The sequence below is a fragment of the Pseudomonas arcuscaelestis genome (assembly GCF_016881005.1).
GTDB classification, from domain to species: domain Bacteria; phylum Pseudomonadota; class Gammaproteobacteria; order Pseudomonadales; family Pseudomonadaceae; genus Aquipseudomonas; species Aquipseudomonas arcuscaelestis.
In genome coordinates, this window is sequence record NZ_JACOPV010000007.1 from 97,879 (window position 1) to 113,627 (window position 15,749).

The 15,749-nt window shown below is 60.0% G+C and carries 13 protein-coding genes; 6 read left to right on the forward strand and 7 right to left on the reverse strand.

What is annotated here, in order from left to right; translation table 11 throughout:
* Positions 1 to 28: 28 nt before the first annotated feature.
* From cheB to H8F21_RS12425, 7 genes are all read right to left on the reverse strand, one after another.
* Positions 29 to 1,042 (reverse strand): chemotaxis response regulator protein-glutamate methylesterase, encoded by a 1,014-nt coding sequence (cheB, locus tag H8F21_RS12395; protein WP_203476141.1) that lies wholly within the window; start codon positions 1,040 to 1,042, stop codon positions 29 to 31.
* Positions 1,039 to 3,333 (reverse strand): hybrid sensor histidine kinase/response regulator, encoded by a 2,295-nt coding sequence (locus H8F21_RS12400; RefSeq protein ID WP_203476142.1) that lies wholly within the window; start codon positions 3,331 to 3,333, stop codon positions 1,039 to 1,041. The genes cheB and H8F21_RS12400 overlap by 4 nt, the downstream gene beginning before the upstream one ends.
* Positions 3,330 to 3,995 carry a chemotaxis protein CheW gene (locus H8F21_RS12405; protein WP_203584427.1) on the reverse strand — a complete coding sequence of 222 codons (666 nt, stop codon included), beginning with the start codon at positions 3,993 to 3,995 and terminating at the stop codon, positions 3,330 to 3,332. Before H8F21_RS12405 ends, H8F21_RS12400 begins: the two co-directional genes overlap by 4 nt.
* Complete coding sequence (locus H8F21_RS12410; RefSeq protein WP_203542050.1) at positions 3,992 to 5,266, reverse strand: CheR family methyltransferase; 1,275 nt, start codon at positions 5,264 to 5,266, stop codon at positions 3,992 to 3,994. The genes H8F21_RS12405 and H8F21_RS12410 overlap by 4 nt, the downstream gene beginning before the upstream one ends.
* Complete coding sequence (locus H8F21_RS12415; protein WP_203584428.1) at positions 5,263 to 5,799, reverse strand: chemotaxis protein CheW; 537 nt, start codon at positions 5,797 to 5,799, stop codon at positions 5,263 to 5,265. The genes H8F21_RS12410 and H8F21_RS12415 overlap by 4 nt, the downstream gene beginning before the upstream one ends.
* 6 nt (positions 5,800 to 5,805) lie before the next feature.
* Positions 5,806 to 7,428 (reverse strand): methyl-accepting chemotaxis protein, encoded by a 1,623-nt coding sequence (locus H8F21_RS12420; RefSeq protein WP_203584429.1) that lies wholly within the window; start codon positions 7,426 to 7,428, stop codon positions 5,806 to 5,808.
* A 129-nt stretch (positions 7,429 to 7,557) separates the two neighbouring features.
* Positions 7,558 to 8,286, reverse strand: coding sequence for a tellurite resistance TerB family protein (locus tag H8F21_RS12425; RefSeq protein WP_136477870.1), 729 nt, complete (start codon positions 8,284 to 8,286; stop codon positions 7,558 to 7,560).
* 156 nt (positions 8,287 to 8,442) lie between these two features.
* Between H8F21_RS12425 and ydcS the strand changes: the two genes are divergently transcribed.
* From ydcS to H8F21_RS12455, 6 genes are all read left to right on the forward strand, one after another.
* The gene (ydcS, locus tag H8F21_RS12430) at positions 8,443 to 9,594 is read left to right on the forward strand and encodes a putative ABC transporter substrate-binding protein YdcS (RefSeq protein WP_203476150.1); all 1,152 of its coding nucleotides are present in this window, start codon (positions 8,443 to 8,445) and stop codon (positions 9,592 to 9,594) included.
* A gap of 81 nt (positions 9,595 to 9,675) precedes the next feature.
* The gene (locus H8F21_RS12435; protein ID WP_203584430.1) at positions 9,676 to 10,716 is read left to right on the forward strand and encodes an ABC transporter ATP-binding protein; all 1,041 of its coding nucleotides are present in this window, start codon (positions 9,676 to 9,678) and stop codon (positions 10,714 to 10,716) included.
* Positions 10,717 to 11,631: an ABC transporter permease gene (locus tag H8F21_RS12440; protein WP_203476154.1), complete on the forward strand. Its 915-nt coding sequence runs from the start codon at positions 10,717 to 10,719 to the stop codon at positions 11,629 to 11,631. It begins immediately after the preceding gene.
* Positions 11,621 to 12,427: an ABC transporter permease gene (locus H8F21_RS12445; protein ID WP_203542053.1), complete on the forward strand. Its 807-nt coding sequence runs from the start codon at positions 11,621 to 11,623 to the stop codon at positions 12,425 to 12,427. The genes H8F21_RS12440 and H8F21_RS12445 overlap by 11 nt, the downstream gene beginning before the upstream one ends.
* Positions 12,428 to 12,445: 18 nt before the next feature.
* The gene (locus H8F21_RS12450) at positions 12,446 to 13,870 is read left to right on the forward strand and encodes a gamma-aminobutyraldehyde dehydrogenase (RefSeq protein WP_203476158.1); all 1,425 of its coding nucleotides are present in this window, start codon (positions 12,446 to 12,448) and stop codon (positions 13,868 to 13,870) included.
* Positions 13,871 to 13,883: 13 nt separating this feature from the next.
* Positions 13,884 to 15,746 (forward strand): flavin monoamine oxidase family protein, encoded by a 1,863-nt coding sequence (locus tag H8F21_RS12455; protein ID WP_203584431.1) that lies wholly within the window; start codon positions 13,884 to 13,886, stop codon positions 15,744 to 15,746.
* Positions 15,747 to 15,749 lie beyond the last annotated feature (3 nt).

The following is a 15,749-nucleotide window of genomic DNA, read 5'->3' on the forward strand; positions in this document are numbered from 1 at the left end:
GAGGTCCGGCGTGGCGAAATACATATCGTCATTTTGGAAAAAATTCCATCAATCGTGCAGCAATTCGCTCCAGAGGGCGAATTTCCATGGCCGCATCTATCGCAGCCGCGGCCTTGGGCATGCCGTAAACGGCGCTGCTGTATTGGTCCTGAGCGATGGTCAGGAAGCTTTGCTGGCGCATCAATTTCAGACCTTGGGCACCGTCGCGGCCCATCCCGGTCAACAGCACACCTATTGCGTCCCCGCGCCAGTAACGGGCAACGCTTTCAAAAAATACATCAATCGAAGGCCGGTAGATTTCGTTCACCGGTTCTGCGGTGTAAGCCAGGGTGCCGTTCTTGAGCAGGCGAATGTGGTGGTTGGTGCCGGCCAGCAGTACCTGCCCTGGTTGCGGCGCTTCTCCCTCACAGGCCAAGCGCACGGTCAAACCCGAGGCGCTACTGAGCCATTCAGCCATGCCAGCGGCGAATACCTGATCGACGTGCTGCACCAGCACGATGGCGGCAGGAAAATCCCGCGGCAAACCTTTGAGCAGTACTTCGAGAGCCGCCGGACCACCAGCCGATGAGCCAATGGCTACCAGTTTCTGGCGCTGCGCGAGTTCGCGCGCGGGCGCCGCCATTGGCTGCGGGGTGTTGCTGCGTTGTTGGCCGATCAACCAGCCGATATTGAGGATTTTGCGCAGCAGCGGCGCTGCCGCTTCCTTGGGATCACCCGCTCCCAGCGCCGGGGTGTCGACCACGTCCAGCGCGCCATGCCCCATGGCTTCGAATACGCGGTGGACATTCTGCTGACGGTCCACGGTGACAATCACAATGGCGCAGGGTGTCTCGGCCATAATTCGCCGGGTGGCCTCTACGCCATCCATGACAGGCATGATCAGATCCATCAGGATCAGGTCCGGCGTCTGTCCGGCACACAACTTCACGGCTTCGGCACCGTTGCTGGCCACCCAGATGACTTGATGCAGCGGCTCGAACGCTAGCGCCCGGCGCAGAGCCTCCACAGCCATGGGCATGTCGTTGACGATAGCGATTTTCATCCCTGGGCTCCCCCGATCAACTCGACCACAGCATCCAGCAAGGCATCGTCATGGAAACTTGCCTTCGCCAAATAGTAGTCGGCTCCGGCGTCCAGTCCACGACGACGATCTTCTTCACGATCCTTGTAGGACACCACCATGACGGGCAGCGATTGCAGGCGGCTGTCGCGACGCAACAGCGTGACCAGCTCGATACCATCCATGCGCGGCATGTCGATATCGGTGATCAGCAAATCGAAATCCTCACCACGCAGCGCGTTCCAGCCGTCCATGCCGTCAACCGCCACCGCAACTTCATAGCCGCGATTGCTGAGCAGCTTGCGCTGCAGTTCGCGCACGGTCAGTGAGTCATCAACCACCAGGATGCGCTTGCGTGCCGCCTCGCGAGTATTGCGGTGACCACGCTCGATGCGCTCCAGACGGCCGGTGCTGAGTAACTTCTCGACCGAGCGCAACAGATCTTCGACGTCGATGATCAACACCACACTGCCATCATCCAGCAGGGCCCCAGAGGAAATATCCTGGACTTTGCCCAACCGCGCATCGAGCGGCATAACCACCAACACCCGCTCGCCGACCAGGCGTTCGACTGCCACGCCGTAGAGCATGTCTCGCTCCCGGATAACCACTACTTTAATCGTCGGCGCATCAGTCTCGGTCGGCGGCCGATTGAGCAACTGATTGGCCGCAACCAGGCCGACATGCCGGCCTTCATGCCAGAAGTGCTGGCGACCCTCTATCTGTACGATGGCCTCAGGGGGCAGTTCCAGGGTTCGTTCGATGTGTGCCAGCGGAAAGGCATAGGCCTCCGCGCCGACTTCCACAACCAGACTGCGCACGACTGAAAGGGTCAGGGGTACTTCCAGGTGAAAACAGCTGCCCTGCCCGTTAGTCTGGGTAAGCACGATAGACCCGCGCAGTTGGCGGACCATGTGCTGCACTGCGTCCAGGCCAACGCCACGCCCGGAAACCTCGGTAACCTTGTCGCGCAGACTGAAGCCCGGCAGGAACAGGAAGGTAAGCAGCTCGGCCTCGCTCATCTGCGCCACGGTTTCAGCCGGAGACAACTGCCGCTCGATAATGCTCTGGCGCAACCGCTGCAGGTCGACTCCACCGCCGTCATCACTGAGTTCCAATACCAACAGGCCCGCCTGGTGGGACGCTCGCAAACGGATATGGCCTTCCGGCGATTTACCAGCCAACAGCCGCCGCTCGGGCAACTCGATGCCATGGTCGACTGCATTGCGTAACAGATGGGTCAACGGCGCTTCGAGCTTTTCCAGAACGTCGCGATCTACCTGGGTCTTCTCACCTTCGATCTCCAGGCGAACCTGCTTGCCCAGCGAGCGCCCCAGGTCGCGGACCATTCGGCTTTGCCCGGTCAACACATCGGCAAACGGGCGCATGCGGCACGCCAGGGCTGTGTCATAGAGCAGTTGTGCGCGTTGACTGGCCTGCCAACCGAATTCGTCCAGATCGGCGGCCTGTTGCAGCAGAATCTGCTGGGTTTGCCCCAGTAGCTGCTGGGCCTGGGCCAGCGACTCCTGGACTTCCAGGCTCTGGCCACTGGCTTCGAGCTGGATCTTGAGCCCGTCAAGGGCCCGGATGCTTTGGCTGTGCATGCGTTTGAGGCGCTGCAGAGTGGCCAGGTAAGGCTTGAGCCGCTGGGTTTCGACCATCGACTTGCTGGACAGGTCGAGCAGGCTGTTCAGGCGCTCAGCAGTTACTCGCAAAATCCGTTCACCACCTTCAGCGGCGCGCTTGCCGCTACGCTTGCTGGCGACCTCTGGTTCGTTATCAAAGCCTGTGGGCTCCACTGCCGGCTCAGCTACCGCTTCCCTCGGCTGCGGCGCTGGCGCAGTGGCAATCGGCGCCATTGGTGCGGCTATCGCTGGCGCAGCAGAGGGGTCGAGCAGCGCGGCCATTTGCAGCAGAAAAGCCTGCACGGCGGGCTCCAACGCCGCATCGCCAGGCGTGGCAATGCGCATCAACAGATCAGTACCCTGCAACAAGGCGTCGATGTGTTCAGCACGCAAGCGTAGGCGCCCTTCCTGCGCGCCCACCAGGCAGTCTTCCATCACATGCGCAACGCTGACCCCGGCGTCGACGCCAACGATACGCGCCGCGCCCTTGAGCGAGTGAGCTGCACGCATGCAGGCTTCCAACTGGTCAGCCTGGGTTGGGTTGCGCTCCAGCGCCAACAGACCGGCGCTGAGCACTTGAGTCTGGGCTTCGGCTTCCAGGCTGAACAACTCGAGCAAGGACGCGTCCCGCATTTGCTCTGGGGTCATGAAAGGCTCCGGTTCACAGCAGAAAGCACCTGTTCTTCATCCAGCACCCGCACACTGCGCTCGCGCCACTGCAGGACGGCAGCGGTAAAGCGTGCTGCCTCGCTGTGCTCCTGCTGCACAAGCTCCGGGTCAAGGCCGTGGATACCATCGACTTCATCTACCCGCACCACCACCGAACCGCCAGCAGCGGCCAGGATCAACATACGCGGCATGATTCTGGCCGAGGAACTGACATCAGCCTGAACCTCCAGGCCCAACAGGTCTGCCAGCGACAGGCACGGCACCAGGGCGCCACGCACATTGGCTACACCCTGCAGCACTCGCGAACGTTGATGAGGCAGCGAATGCACTGGCTGCAACGGCGCGACCTCAACCAGACAGCGAGTGGCCAGTGCCAGCCACTCTTCACCAAGGCGAAACAGCAGCATCGAGCGAGTGGCCCGCTGCTCCAGGACCTGAACCTGCTGGTGGGCGTCCTGGGACAACGAATAACGGTCCAACAAGCGCGTTGCAGCACTGGCATAGACATCGCAGTTGCGGCAGTGAATGTGCTCGACCAACAACGGGCAGCTTTTATCGCCGCGCACACCGATACGATTCCAGCAATCATCGATTGCGCTGGCATCGGCGGCGACGAGTAGAACCTGATCGTCAGCAATCATTGTTCAGACTCCCGATCGGCCCGTCGCGCAGCGCGCTCCTGCAGACGACGCGCGCCAGCGACATCGCCCTGGGACGCCAATAATGCCGCCAGATGTGCCAGTGCCTCGGCATGCTGCGGGTCGAGGTAGAGTGCTTTGCGATAGTGGCTAAGCGCTTCGCCCGCATCACCTGCCGTATCACTGAGCAGCCCAAGCCAGTAGAACACCTCGGCATGCGGCGGATACTGCTGCAAGTAGCGAGTACAGGCAGCCTTGGCCTCGGCACTGCTGCCGTTGTTAGCCAGCCGGGTGATCTGCGCCAGCAATTCGTCACGGCTGCCCGGCAGCGAGGCCTGAATAACAGCAGGCGGTGCAACGATCTTGGGTTTACGCGCGGTTACCGGCACGGGTGCGGGCACGCTTTTGGCGGCCGGTATTGGCGGCATAGGCGCCAGTAGCGGTTTAGTGGAAAACAGCGGCGCCGGCTCGACGATCTCTGCCTGGCGCATATAGGCAAAGGATTGGGCGATACCCAGCGGACGCATGCCCATGCGCGCCAACAAGCTACCTTCGGCCGGACCGATGAACAGCACCCCCTCCTCATGAATCAAGCTCTTGAGTACTTCAAAAACCCGTTTCTGGGTGGGTACGTCAAAATAGATCAGCAAATTGCGGCAGAAGACAAAATCATAACTGCCTTGCAGGCTGAGCAGCGCCGGGTCGAGCACATTGCCGACTTGCAGTTTGACCTGTTGACGCACTCGCTCATGAAGCCGGTGACCCTCTTCGCTTTCATCAAAATGCCGCTGACGAAATTGCAGATCGGACCCGCGAAAAGAGTTCCGCCCGTACAGGCCTTGCTCGGCCCGGCTTATTGAGATTGGGCTGATGTCCATGCCGTCGACACGAAACGCGTGCGCGCCAAGCCCGGCATCCAGCAGGGTCATGGCAATCGAGTAAGGTTCCTCTCCGGTGGAGCACGGCAGGCTGAGAATACGCAATGGACGCGCCCCAGCCAGCTCGGCCAAACGCTTGCGGGCAAGGCTTGCCAACGCCGAAAATGACTCCGGATAACGAAAAAACCAGGTTTCGGGGACGATCACTGCCTCGATCAGCGCCTGCTTTTCCTCACTCGACTGCTGCAGCCGCAGCCAGTAGTCATCCAGATCGACCGCCTCTACTGCAGCGCAACGCTGACGCAATGCGCGCTCGACCATCGAGTTGCCGACCGAAGCGACATCAAGACCGATACGCTCCTGCAGAAATCGGAAAAAACGTTGTTCATTGCTCATGGCTGCTCCCCGTGCGCTGGCACCTGTTCCTCAGGCAAGGGATAGAGCAAGGCACGTACCTCGTCGCTGAGCAGGTCCTGTACGCTGATGCGCTGCACCAAGCCCTGAGCATCCTCGCGCACCGGCCCAAGGTAGCGAGCCTGATGGTTATCCACGCCGTAGGGTTGGAACTCTTGTGCCAAGCAACGCAAGGTGTCGGTGGCCTGTTCAAGGATCAACCCCAGCAATCGCTCAGGTTGCAACGGGTGGTTACGGTAGTGCACCAGCACCAGGCGTGTACTGGTACGCACCGGCGCAGGCACACCAAAGCTTAACGCCCCGACGTCAATCACCGGCACCAATGCAGCTCGATGAGCCAACACCCCGGCAACCCAGGCAGGGGTGTGGGCCAGAGGTTTGAGCGGCAGACGCGGCAATACCTCGGCAATTTCATGTGCGTCCAACGCGAAGCGCTGCTCACCCATTCGGAACAACAAGTACAACGTTCCGTGAGCGCTCATGTGCTGGCTACGATCAAGCTTGAGGTCAGTCATCGTCAATCAGACTTTGAACCGCGACACGCCACCACGCAGGCCGGTAGCAACCTGGCTCAACTCGTCGATGGCAAAGCTGGCCTGACGCAGCGATTCAACCGTCTGGCTGCTGGCATCGCCCAACTGGGCCAGCGCGTGATTGATCTGCTCGGCGCCGGTGGCCTGGGCCTGCATCCCCTCATTGACCATCAGCACTCGCGGCGCCAGGGCCTGGACTTGATGAATGATCTGACTCAGTTGCTCACCCACCTGTTGCACCTCGAACATGCCACGGCGCACTTCTTCGGAGAACTTGTCCATGCCCATCACCCCGGCGGACACCGCTGACTGGATCTCACGGACCATCTGCTCAATGTCATAGGTAGCAACTGCTGTCTGGTCTGCCAGGCGTCGTACTTCAGTGGCCACCACCGCAAAGCCCCGGCCATATTCGCCAGCCTTCTCCGCTTCGATGGCCGCGTTGAGCGAGAGCAGGTTAGTTTGATCGGCAACTTTGACGATTGTGACCACGACCTGGTTGATGTTGCCGGCCTTCTCATTGAGGATCGCCAGCTTGTTGTTGACCAGGTCGGCGGCGCCCATCACCTGGTGCATGGTTTCTTCCATGCGTGCCAGGCCTTGTTGGCCGGAGCCTGCAAGATTCGAAGCCTGGTCGGCGGCCGAGGTAACTTCGGTCATCGTGCGCACCAGGTCACGAGAGGTTGCCGCAATTTCCCGTGAGGTGGCGCCAATCTCAGTGGTAGTGGCTGCCGTTTCGGTAGCGGTAGCCTGCTGTTGCTTGGAGGTGGCAGCAATTTCGGTGACCGACGTAGTCACTTGCACGGATGAGCGCTGGGCCTGGGAGACCAGGCTGGTCAACTCGCCCATCATTTCATTGAAGCCGGTTTCCACTGCACCGAATTCGTCTTTGCGGTCGAGGTTCATGCGCACGCTCAGGTCGCCGCTGCTGAGCTTATCCAGGGCGTGGACGATACGTTGCATCGGCGCGGTAATGGCACGCATCAGCAGCAAGCCGCAGATAGTTGCTGCGATAATCGCCAGGACCAGAGAGGTGATCATGCTGAACTTGGCCGTCACCACAGCGCCGACGATCGATTCGGCTGCTTCTTCGGCAGAATGGCGGTTGCGCTCGATTACTGCGTTCAGGTGATTGCGACCAATGTTCCAGGCCGGGGTCAACACCTCGTTGATCAGGCGCTCAGCTTCGCTGTAGTCCTTGCGACGATAGGCTTCAAGCACCGTCTCGATCGACTTGATGTAGCCGTCTTCGAGGTGTTCGAACTCATCGAAACTGGCTTGATCCTGTGGATCCTTGATGGTGCCTTGGTAGCTGGCCATGTGCTGTTTCAGGCGTGCCTCAAAGCCCTTGTACAACGCCAGGTCAGCAGAGGTGATCTCGCGATTGCCGCTCAAGCCCACCAATTGCTGGGTCAACACGTAACTGTCGACCCAGGCACTGCGGATCATGGAGCTGTAGTACACCCCGGGAATGCTGTCGGTTCGAACCGCTTCCTCGCCGGATTCGATGGTCACCAGCCTTGAATAGGCCGCCACCACCATCAACAGCATGATGGCGATAATCACGGCGAAGCTCGCCAGAATCCGTTGGCGCAAGGTCCAGTTTTTCACAGTCAGCCCTCAAGTGTTCTACGCGAGCAGAAAAATGGGCAGAGTATAGCCCAGGCTCCAAGGGCTTTTGCGCCTGACTTTCAGGCTGGACCGGACCTAGCAGCCAGGATAATGGCCACTAGCCTGAAATCATTGGCCAATAGCTTGTTTTACCTGGTTCTCGAGTTCTACTTTCAATGCCGGGTCCAACTTCAGTTGCCGCGCCAATTCGTCAAGGTAAGCGCGCTCCATGAAGTGCTCCTCGTCGACCAGCATGACACTGGCGATATACATCTCCGCGGCCATTTCCGGCGTAGTAGCGGCGCGCGCGACATCAGCGGGATCCAGGGGTTTGTTGAGCTCGGCATGCAACCAGTGCTGCAGCTCCTGATCGTTGGAAAGCTTGACGAATTCACCTTCGATAAGCGCTCGCTCGCGCTCATCGACATGACCATCGGACTTGGCCGCCGCCACCAGGGCCTTGAGGATGGCCTGGCTGTGTTGCTCGACCTGCGCCGGGGGCAGGCGATCGAGCGTCTGCGGCTCGCCCTGCACCGCAGTGCCCTGTTTGGCCTGCCAGTTGCCATAAGCCTTGTACGCCAGCACGCCAAGTGCCGCCAGGCCGCCGTAGGTCAGGGCCTTGCCGCCATACTTGCGCGCCTTTTTGCTGCCCATCAACAGCCCCATTGCACCTGCTGCCAGGGCGCCGCCACCGGCTCCGGAAAGCAGACTGCCCAGGCCACCGCCGCCTTTGCCTCCCAGCAGATCGCCAAGACCGCCTGACCCACCAGCCTTGCCGGCTGAGTTCTTGCCAGCCTGATTCTGCAGCAGGTCCTGACCGGATTTGAGCAACTGATCGAGCAAACCACGGGTGTTCATCTGGAACCTCCAAGGACGGGAAATAAACCCCAAGATTACTGCCGCAAGCTGAAATCAAGCTGAATGCATTTGCATCCAGATGTTGCACTACGCTTAAAGCGATGTGCCACCGCTTTCATGACTCACCCGATCATAATTTGAACAAGAGGGAACACCATGCTTGTGAACAAGACCGCTTTGCTCAGTGCCCTGGGTACCGCCTTGCTGGCCAGCACCAGCCTGCAGGCGGCGCAACCTCTGAAGGCTGTAGGCGCTGGCGAAGGGCAACTGGATATCGTCGCCTGGCCCGGTTATATCGAGCGCGGTGAAAGTGACAAAGCCTACGATTGGGTTAGCGGCTTCGAGAAGGAAACCGGCTGCAAAGTCAGCGTCAAGACCGCTGCCACTTCCGACGAGATGGTCAGTTTGATGACCAAGGGTGGTTACGACCTGGTCACGGCGTCCGGCGATGCTTCGCTGCGCCTGATTGCGGGCAAACGTATTCAGCCGATCAACACTGCATTGATCCCGAACTGGAAAAACCTCGATCCACGGCTCAAGGATGGCGCCTGGTATGTAGTGAACGACCAGGTATACGGCACCCCTTACCAGTGGGGTCCCAATGTGCTGTTGTATAACACCAACGTTTTCAAGCAAGCGCCTACCAGTTGGAGCGTGGTCTTCGAGCCGCAAGACTTGCCTGACGGCAAGCCGAACAAGGGTCGCGTCCAGGCCTACGATGGCCCCATCTATATAGCCGACGCAGCGTTGTACCTGAAGTCGACCAAGCCCGATTTGGGCATCCAGAACCCTTACGAACTCAATGAAACACAATACAAGGCCGTACTCGATCTGCTGCGCCAGCAACAACCGTTGATTCATCGCTACTGGCACGATGCGACGGTCCAGATGAGCGATGTAAAAAACGAAGGCGTGGTCGCGTCCAGTTCCTGGGGCTACATGGTCAACACCCTCAAGGCCGACAACCAACCGGTGGCCTCGACCATTCCCAAGGAAGGCGCCACCGGCTGGGCCGATACCACCATGCTGCATGCAGAGGCCAAACACCCCAACTGTGCCTACAAATGGATGGATTGGTCGTTGCAACCCAAGGTTCAGGGCGATGTGGCAGCCTGGTTCGGCTCGCTGCCTGCAGTACCGGCGGCCTGCACCGGCAGTGAACTGCTTGGCGCTGAGGGCTGTAAAACCAACGGCTTCGACAACTTCGACAAAATCGCTTTCTGGAAAACCCCGCAGGCAGAGGGTGGCAAGTTTGTGCCGTACAGCCGCTGGACCCAGGACTATATCGCGATCATGGGCGGCCGCTGAGGCCCTGTCGCCGGGCAAGCGGCGCCGCCACAGCGCGCGGCTTGCCCGGCGATTCCGTCTAGACACCGGGAGCACCGCAGCATGACCCTTGCAGTCCAGTTCACCGATGTTTCCCGCTATTTTGGCGAGGTCAGGGCCGTCGACCGGGTGTCCATCGACATCCAGGACGGCGAATTTTTCTCGATGCTCGGTCCCTCCGGTTCGGGAAAAACCACTTGCCTGCGCCTGATTGCCGGCTTCGAGCAACCCAGCGCCGGTTCTATTCGCATTCATGGTGAGGAAGCGGCCGGGCTGCCGCCCTACCAACGTGACGTCAATACGGTATTCCAGGATTACGCCCTGTTTCCGCATATGAATGTCCGCGACAACGTCGCCTATGGCCTTAAGGTCAAAGGCGTTGGCAAGCAGGATCGTCTGGCCCGTGCCGAAGAAGCCCTGGCCATGGTCGCCCTGGAAGGTTACGGGCAACGCAAGCCGGTTCAACTGTCGGGCGGCCAGCGTCAGCGCGTGGCCCTGGCCCGGGCGCTGGTCAACCGCCCCCGAGTGCTGCTGCTGGACGAACCCCTGGGCGCACTGGACCTGAAGCTGCGCGAGCAAATGCAGAGCGAGCTGAAGAAGCTCCAGCGTCAATTGGGTATTACCTTCATTTTCGTTACCCATGACCAGACCGAAGCGCTGTCGATGTCCGATCGTGTCGCGGTATTCAACCGCGGTCGCATCGAGCAGGTGGATACCCCGCGCAACCTATACATGAAACCGGCCACCACCTTCGTCGCCGAGTTTGTCGGTACCTCCAACGTGCTGCGTGGGGAGCTGGCGACCCAGTTGAATGGCAGTCACCTGCCCTTCTCTATTCGCCCGGAACACATCCGTCTGGGCGAACAAGCAACTGCCGGCGATGAGATCCAGGTCAGCGGGTTGCTCCACGATGTCCAGTATCAGGGCAGTGCCACCCGCTACGAGCTGAAACTGGACAACGGCCAATTGCTCAATGTCAGCCAGGCCAATAATCAATGGCAAGAGCAGGCCGCGCCCTGGCAGCCCGGCCAGCGCCTGCAGGCTCGTTGGTCACGGGAAGCGATGACCTCACTGCAGGAAACTGTCTTGAACGAGGGCCCATAGATGAGCCAGGCCCTGCGCAGCTTTTCAAATTTGCTCTACCGCAGACCCAACCTGTATCTGACGCTGCTGCTGATACCACCGCTGATCTGGTTCGGTGCCATCTACCTTGGCTCGTTGCTTAGCCTGCTCTGGCAGGGTTTCTACACGTTTGACGACTTCACCATGGCGGTCACCCCGACGCTGACCCTGGCCAATTTCGCCGCCCTGTTCAATCCATCGAATTTCGACATCATCCTGCGCACGCTGGGCATGGCTGTTGCGGTATCCATCGCCAGCGCCGCCCTGGCGTTTCCAATCGCCTATTACATGGCCCGCTACACCACGGGCAAAACCAAGGCGTTTTTCTACATCGCGGTGATGATGCCGATGTGGGCCAGCTATATCGTCAAGGCCTATGCCTGGACCCTGCTGCTGGCTAAAGGCGGCGTGGCGCAGTGGTTTGTCCAGCAACTGCATATGGAGCCGTTGCTGCAGTTCATCCTCGGCATTCCCGGCGTTGGCGGCAGCACATTGTCCACGTCGCACCTGGGACGCTTTCTGGTGTTTGTGTACATCTGGCTGCCGTTCATGATCCTGCCCATCCAGGCCTCGCTGGAGCGTTTGCCACCGTCGTTGCTGCAAGCCTCGGCGGATTTAGGCGCCAAACCCCGACAAACCTTTATGCAGGTGATTCTACCGCTGTCGGTTCCCGGAATCGCAGCCGGCTCGATCTTCACGTTTTCACTGACCCTGGGCGACTTTATCGTGCCGCAACTGGTGGGCCCACCGGGTTACTTCATTGGCAGCATGGTCTACGCCCAGCAAGGCGCCATTGGCAACATGCCCATGGCAGCAGCTTTCACCCTGGTGCCCATCGTGCTGATTGCCATCTACCTGTCCATGGTCAAACGTCTGGGGGCTTTCGATGCACTCTGAGCGCGCTTCGTGGGGCCTGCGCCTGGCGGCCTGGGGCGGATTGGTGTTCTTGCACTTCCCAATCCTGATTATCTTTCTGTATGCCTTCAACACCCAGGATGCGGCGTTCAGCTTCCCGCCGCAGGGCTTTACCTTGAAATGGTTCAGCGTGGCCTTTTCCCGTCCCGATGTACTGGAGTCAATCAAGCTGTCGCTGCAAGTTGCCTGCCTGGCCACTCTGATCGCGCTGGTGCTCGGCACGCTGGCATCCGCAGCGCTGTATCGACGCAGTTTCTTTGGCAAGGAAAGCATCTCGCTGATGTTGATCCTGCCTATCGCACTGCCCGGGATCATCACCGGCATCGCCCTGCTTTCGGCGTTCAAAACCCTGGGGATCGAGCCAGGCATATTCACCATTGTCGTGGGCCACGCGACCTTCTGCGTGGTGATCGTCTATAACAACGTCATCGCCAGATTGCGCCGCACCTCCCATAGTCTGATCGAAGCGTCGATGGACCTGGGCGCTGACGGTTGGCAAACCTTCCGCTACATCATCCTGCCCAATCTGGGGTCGGCGATGCTGGCCGGCGGCATGCTGGCATTTGCCTTGTCATTCGATGAAATCATTGTCACCACCTTCACCGCCGGACACGAACGAACCTTGCCGATCTGGTTGCTCAACCAGCTCAGTCGCCCCCGGGACGTACCGGTGACTAACGTGGTCGCCATGCTGGTCATGCTGGTCACCATGCTGCCGATTCTTGGCGCCTATTACCTTACCCGCGGCGGCGAAAGCGTTGCCGGCAGTGGCAAATAACTCCAAGAGGACTTTACGATGCAAACCCAACTGTTGATCAACGGCCAACTGGTAGCTGGCGAAGGTAACGCGCTGGCAGTCCTCAACCCGGCGTTGGGCAGCGTGCTGGTGGAAATCAACGAAGCCAGCGAAGCTCAAGTCGATGCCGCTGTACGCGCTGCCGATCGTGCGTTCGAGAGCTGGTCGCAGACCACGCCCAAGGACCGCTCACTGCTGTTACTGAAGCTGGCCCAGAGCATTGAGGCACATGGCGAGGAACTGGCCCGTCTGGAGTCGGACAACTGCGGAAAACCCTACGCTGCCGCGCTCAACGATGAGATTCCGGCGATTGCCGACGTGTTCCGCTTTTTCGCCGGCGCCACCCGTTGCCTGGGAGGATCGGCCGCGGGCGAATACCTGCCAGGGCATACCTCGATGATTCGTCGCGACCCGCTCGGCGTGGTCGCCTCCATCGCACCGTGGAACTACCCATTGATGATGGTTGCGTGGAAAATCGCCCCGGCCCTGGCGGCAGGCAACACCGTGGTGCTCAAGCCTTCGGAGCAAACACCGCTGACCGCTTTGCGCCTGGCACAGCTGGCTGCCGATCTGTTCCCCGCTGGCGTGCTGAATATTCTTTTTGGCCGTGGGCCGAGCGTCGGCACACCGCTGGTCACCCACCCGAAGGTGCGCATGGTATCGCTGACCGGTTCCATAGCCACCGGCGCCAACATCATTGCCAGCACGGCAGAACGTGTAAAACGCATGCACATGGAGCTCGGCGGCAAGGCCCCGGTCATCATCTTCGACGATGCCGATATTGACGCCGCCGTCGAAGGCATCCGCACCTTCGGTTTCTACAATGCTGGCCAGGACTGCACGGCAGCCTGCCGGATTTATGCGCAGAGCGGCATCTACGAACAATTCGTGGAAAAGCTCGGCAACGCCGTGGCCAGTATCAAGCATGGCCTGCAGAACGATCCACAGACCGAACTCGGGCCGCTGATTACCGCCCAGCACCGTGATCGCGTCGCGGCCATGGTCGAACGCGCCGTCGCCCAGCCGCATGTTCGTCTGGTAACCGGTGGCAAGGCCGTGTCAGGGGACGGCTTCTTCTTCGAGCCCACAGTGCTGGCCGATGTGCAGCAGGATGACGAAATCGTCCGGCGCGAAGTCTTCGGGCCGGTGGTCTCAGTCACTCGCTTTGACGACGAAACCCAGGCCCTGGCGTGGGCCAATGACTCCGACTACGGCCTCGCCTCTTCGCTTTGGACCCAGGATGTGGGGCGCGCCCACCGGGTTTCGGCACGATTGCAATACGGTTGTACCTGGGTCAACACGCACTTTATGCTGGTCAGTGAAATGCCCCACGGTGGTCAGAAACTGTCGGGGTATGGCAAGGATATGTCCATGTACGGACTGGAAGACTACACCTGCGTTCGGCATGTGATGTTCAAACATTAAGGTAAGGAAACCCATGGAAATTACCCGACGCGACTTCATCAATGGAGTCGCTATCGGCATTGCGGCGGGCCTGACGCCACTGCAACTGCTGCAGGCGGCCCAGAGCGAGCGCTATTACCCTCCCGCCTTGACCGGGCTGCGTGGCAGCCATGTTGGCGCGTTCGAGGTGGCTCACCAGATGGGCTGGGAGAAAAAGCGCTTTGCAACCGACGCCCTGCCGATCAGCGAGGAATATGACCTGGTGGTGGTTGGCGCTGGTATCAGCGGGCTCTCGGCGGCGTATTTCTATCGGGAAAGGCATCCCACGGCAAAAATCCTCATTATCGAAAACCACGATGATTTTGGCGGCCATGCCAAGCGCAACGAATTCAGCGTCGATGGCCGGATGATTATTGGCTACGGCGGCAGCGAGGCGTTCCAGTCTCCCAATCATCTGTACAGTCCCGAGGTCAACGGACTGCTGAAAAAGCTTGGTGTTGATATCAAGCGCTTTGAAAGCGCTTTTGACCGCAACTTCTACCCGGACCTGGGTCTGTCTCGCGGGGTGTTTTTCGACAAAGAGAATTTCGGCGAAGACAAACTGGTCAGCGGCGACCCAACGCCGATGGTCGCAGACGATATTGCCCCTGAACGCCTCAACGCTCGCCCAATCCGCGCCTTCATCAACGATTTCCCTCTGCCCGAGAGCGACCGCACGGCGCTGATCGACCTGCATGAAGCCCCCAGGGATTACCTGGCGGGCAAGTCGCTGGAGGACAAGACCGCCTACCTGGAACGCACCAGCTACCAAGACTTCCTGCTCAAGGATGTCGGGCTGTCGCCAGCGGCGGTGAAGTACTTCCAGGGCCGCAGCAACGACTTCATGGCGCTGAGTATCGATGCCGTGGCCGCGGCTGACGCCTATTACGTTGGCTTCCCCGGGTTTGGGGCAATGAACCTTGAGCCTATCAGTGAAGAAGCCCAGGCGGAGATGGAGGAGCCCTACATCTACCACTTCCCTGACGGCAATGCTTCTCTGGCGCGCCTATTGGTGCGTAGCCTGATTCCAGGCGTGGCAGCGGGCAAGGACATGAATGATATCGTTCTGGCCAACTTCGACTACAGCCAACTCGACCGTGCAGCGCACCCGGTACGCCTGCGCCTGAACAGTACTGCGGTCAGCGTACGCAACGTCGACGGCGGCGTGAACATTGGCTACAGCCGGGACGGCAATTTGACCCAAGTGCGTGGCAAGCACTGCATCCTGGCTTGCTACAACATGATGATCCCATTCCTGTTGCGCGACCTCTCGGCCGAACAAGCGTTTGCGCTGAGCCAGAATGTGAAATTCCCCCTGGTCTACACCAAGGTCATCGTGCGCAACTGGCACGCCTTCGAGAAACTCGGCGTGCATGAAATCTACGCCGCCACCCAACCCTATAGCCGGATCAAGCTGGACTACCCGGTAAGCATGGGCGGGTATGAGCATCCACGTGACCCGACGCAGCCAATCGGCCTGCACATGGTCTACGTGCCCACCAGCCCGGACAGCGGCATGAACAGCCGCGACCAGGCCCGCGCCGGACGTGGCAGGTTGTACGGCACACCGTTTGAAGCGCTGGAAAGCCAACTGCGTGACCAACTGCAGCGCATGCTTGGGCCTGGCGGCTTCGATCACAACCAGGACATCCTGGCGATCACCGTCAACCGTTGGCCACATGGTTACGCCTGTTTCACCAACACCCTCTACGACAATGCCGAGCAGACAGAGCAATGGATAGAACTGGCACGCAAACCGCTGGGCAAGGTCAGCATCGCCAACTCCGATGCCGCCTGGAGCGCCTATGCCCATGCTGCAATCGACGAGGCGTGGCGGGCGGTTGGCGAGCAAGCTTAGACG

What these genes read in the sequence shown, in the direction of transcription:
- cheB (WP_203476141.1), bottom strand. Translation starts at nt 1,042, where the DNA reads ATGAAAATCGCTATCGTCAACGACATGCCCATGGCTGTGGAGGCTCTG.
- H8F21_RS12400 (WP_203476142.1), bottom strand. Translation starts at nt 3,333, where the DNA reads ATGACCCCAGAGCAAATGCGGGACGCGTCCTTGCTCGAGTTGTTCAGC.
- H8F21_RS12405 (WP_203584427.1), bottom strand. Translation starts at nt 3,995, where the DNA reads ATGATTGCTGACGATCAGGTTCTACTCGTCGCCGCCGATGCCAGCGCA.
- H8F21_RS12410 (WP_203542050.1), bottom strand. Translation starts at nt 5,266, where the DNA reads ATGAGCAATGAACAACGTTTTTTCCGATTTCTGCAGGAGCGTATCGGT.
- H8F21_RS12415 (WP_203584428.1), bottom strand. Translation starts at nt 5,799, where the DNA reads ATGACTGACCTCAAGCTTGATCGTAGCCAGCACATGAGCGCTCACGGA.
- H8F21_RS12425 (WP_136477870.1), bottom strand. Translation starts at nt 8,286, where the DNA reads ATGAACACCCGTGGTTTGCTCGATCAGTTGCTCAAATCCGGTCAGGAC.
- ydcS (WP_203476150.1), top strand. Translation starts at nt 8,443, where the DNA reads ATGCTTGTGAACAAGACCGCTTTGCTCAGTGCCCTGGGTACCGCCTTG.
- H8F21_RS12435 (WP_203584430.1), top strand. Translation starts at nt 9,676, where the DNA reads ATGACCCTTGCAGTCCAGTTCACCGATGTTTCCCGCTATTTTGGCGAG.
- H8F21_RS12440 (WP_203476154.1), top strand. Translation starts at nt 10,717, where the DNA reads ATGAGCCAGGCCCTGCGCAGCTTTTCAAATTTGCTCTACCGCAGACCC.
- H8F21_RS12445 (WP_203542053.1), top strand. Translation starts at nt 11,621, where the DNA reads ATGCACTCTGAGCGCGCTTCGTGGGGCCTGCGCCTGGCGGCCTGGGGC.
- H8F21_RS12450 (WP_203476158.1), top strand. Translation starts at nt 12,446, where the DNA reads ATGCAAACCCAACTGTTGATCAACGGCCAACTGGTAGCTGGCGAAGGT.
- H8F21_RS12455 (WP_203584431.1), top strand. Translation starts at nt 13,884, where the DNA reads ATGGAAATTACCCGACGCGACTTCATCAATGGAGTCGCTATCGGCATT.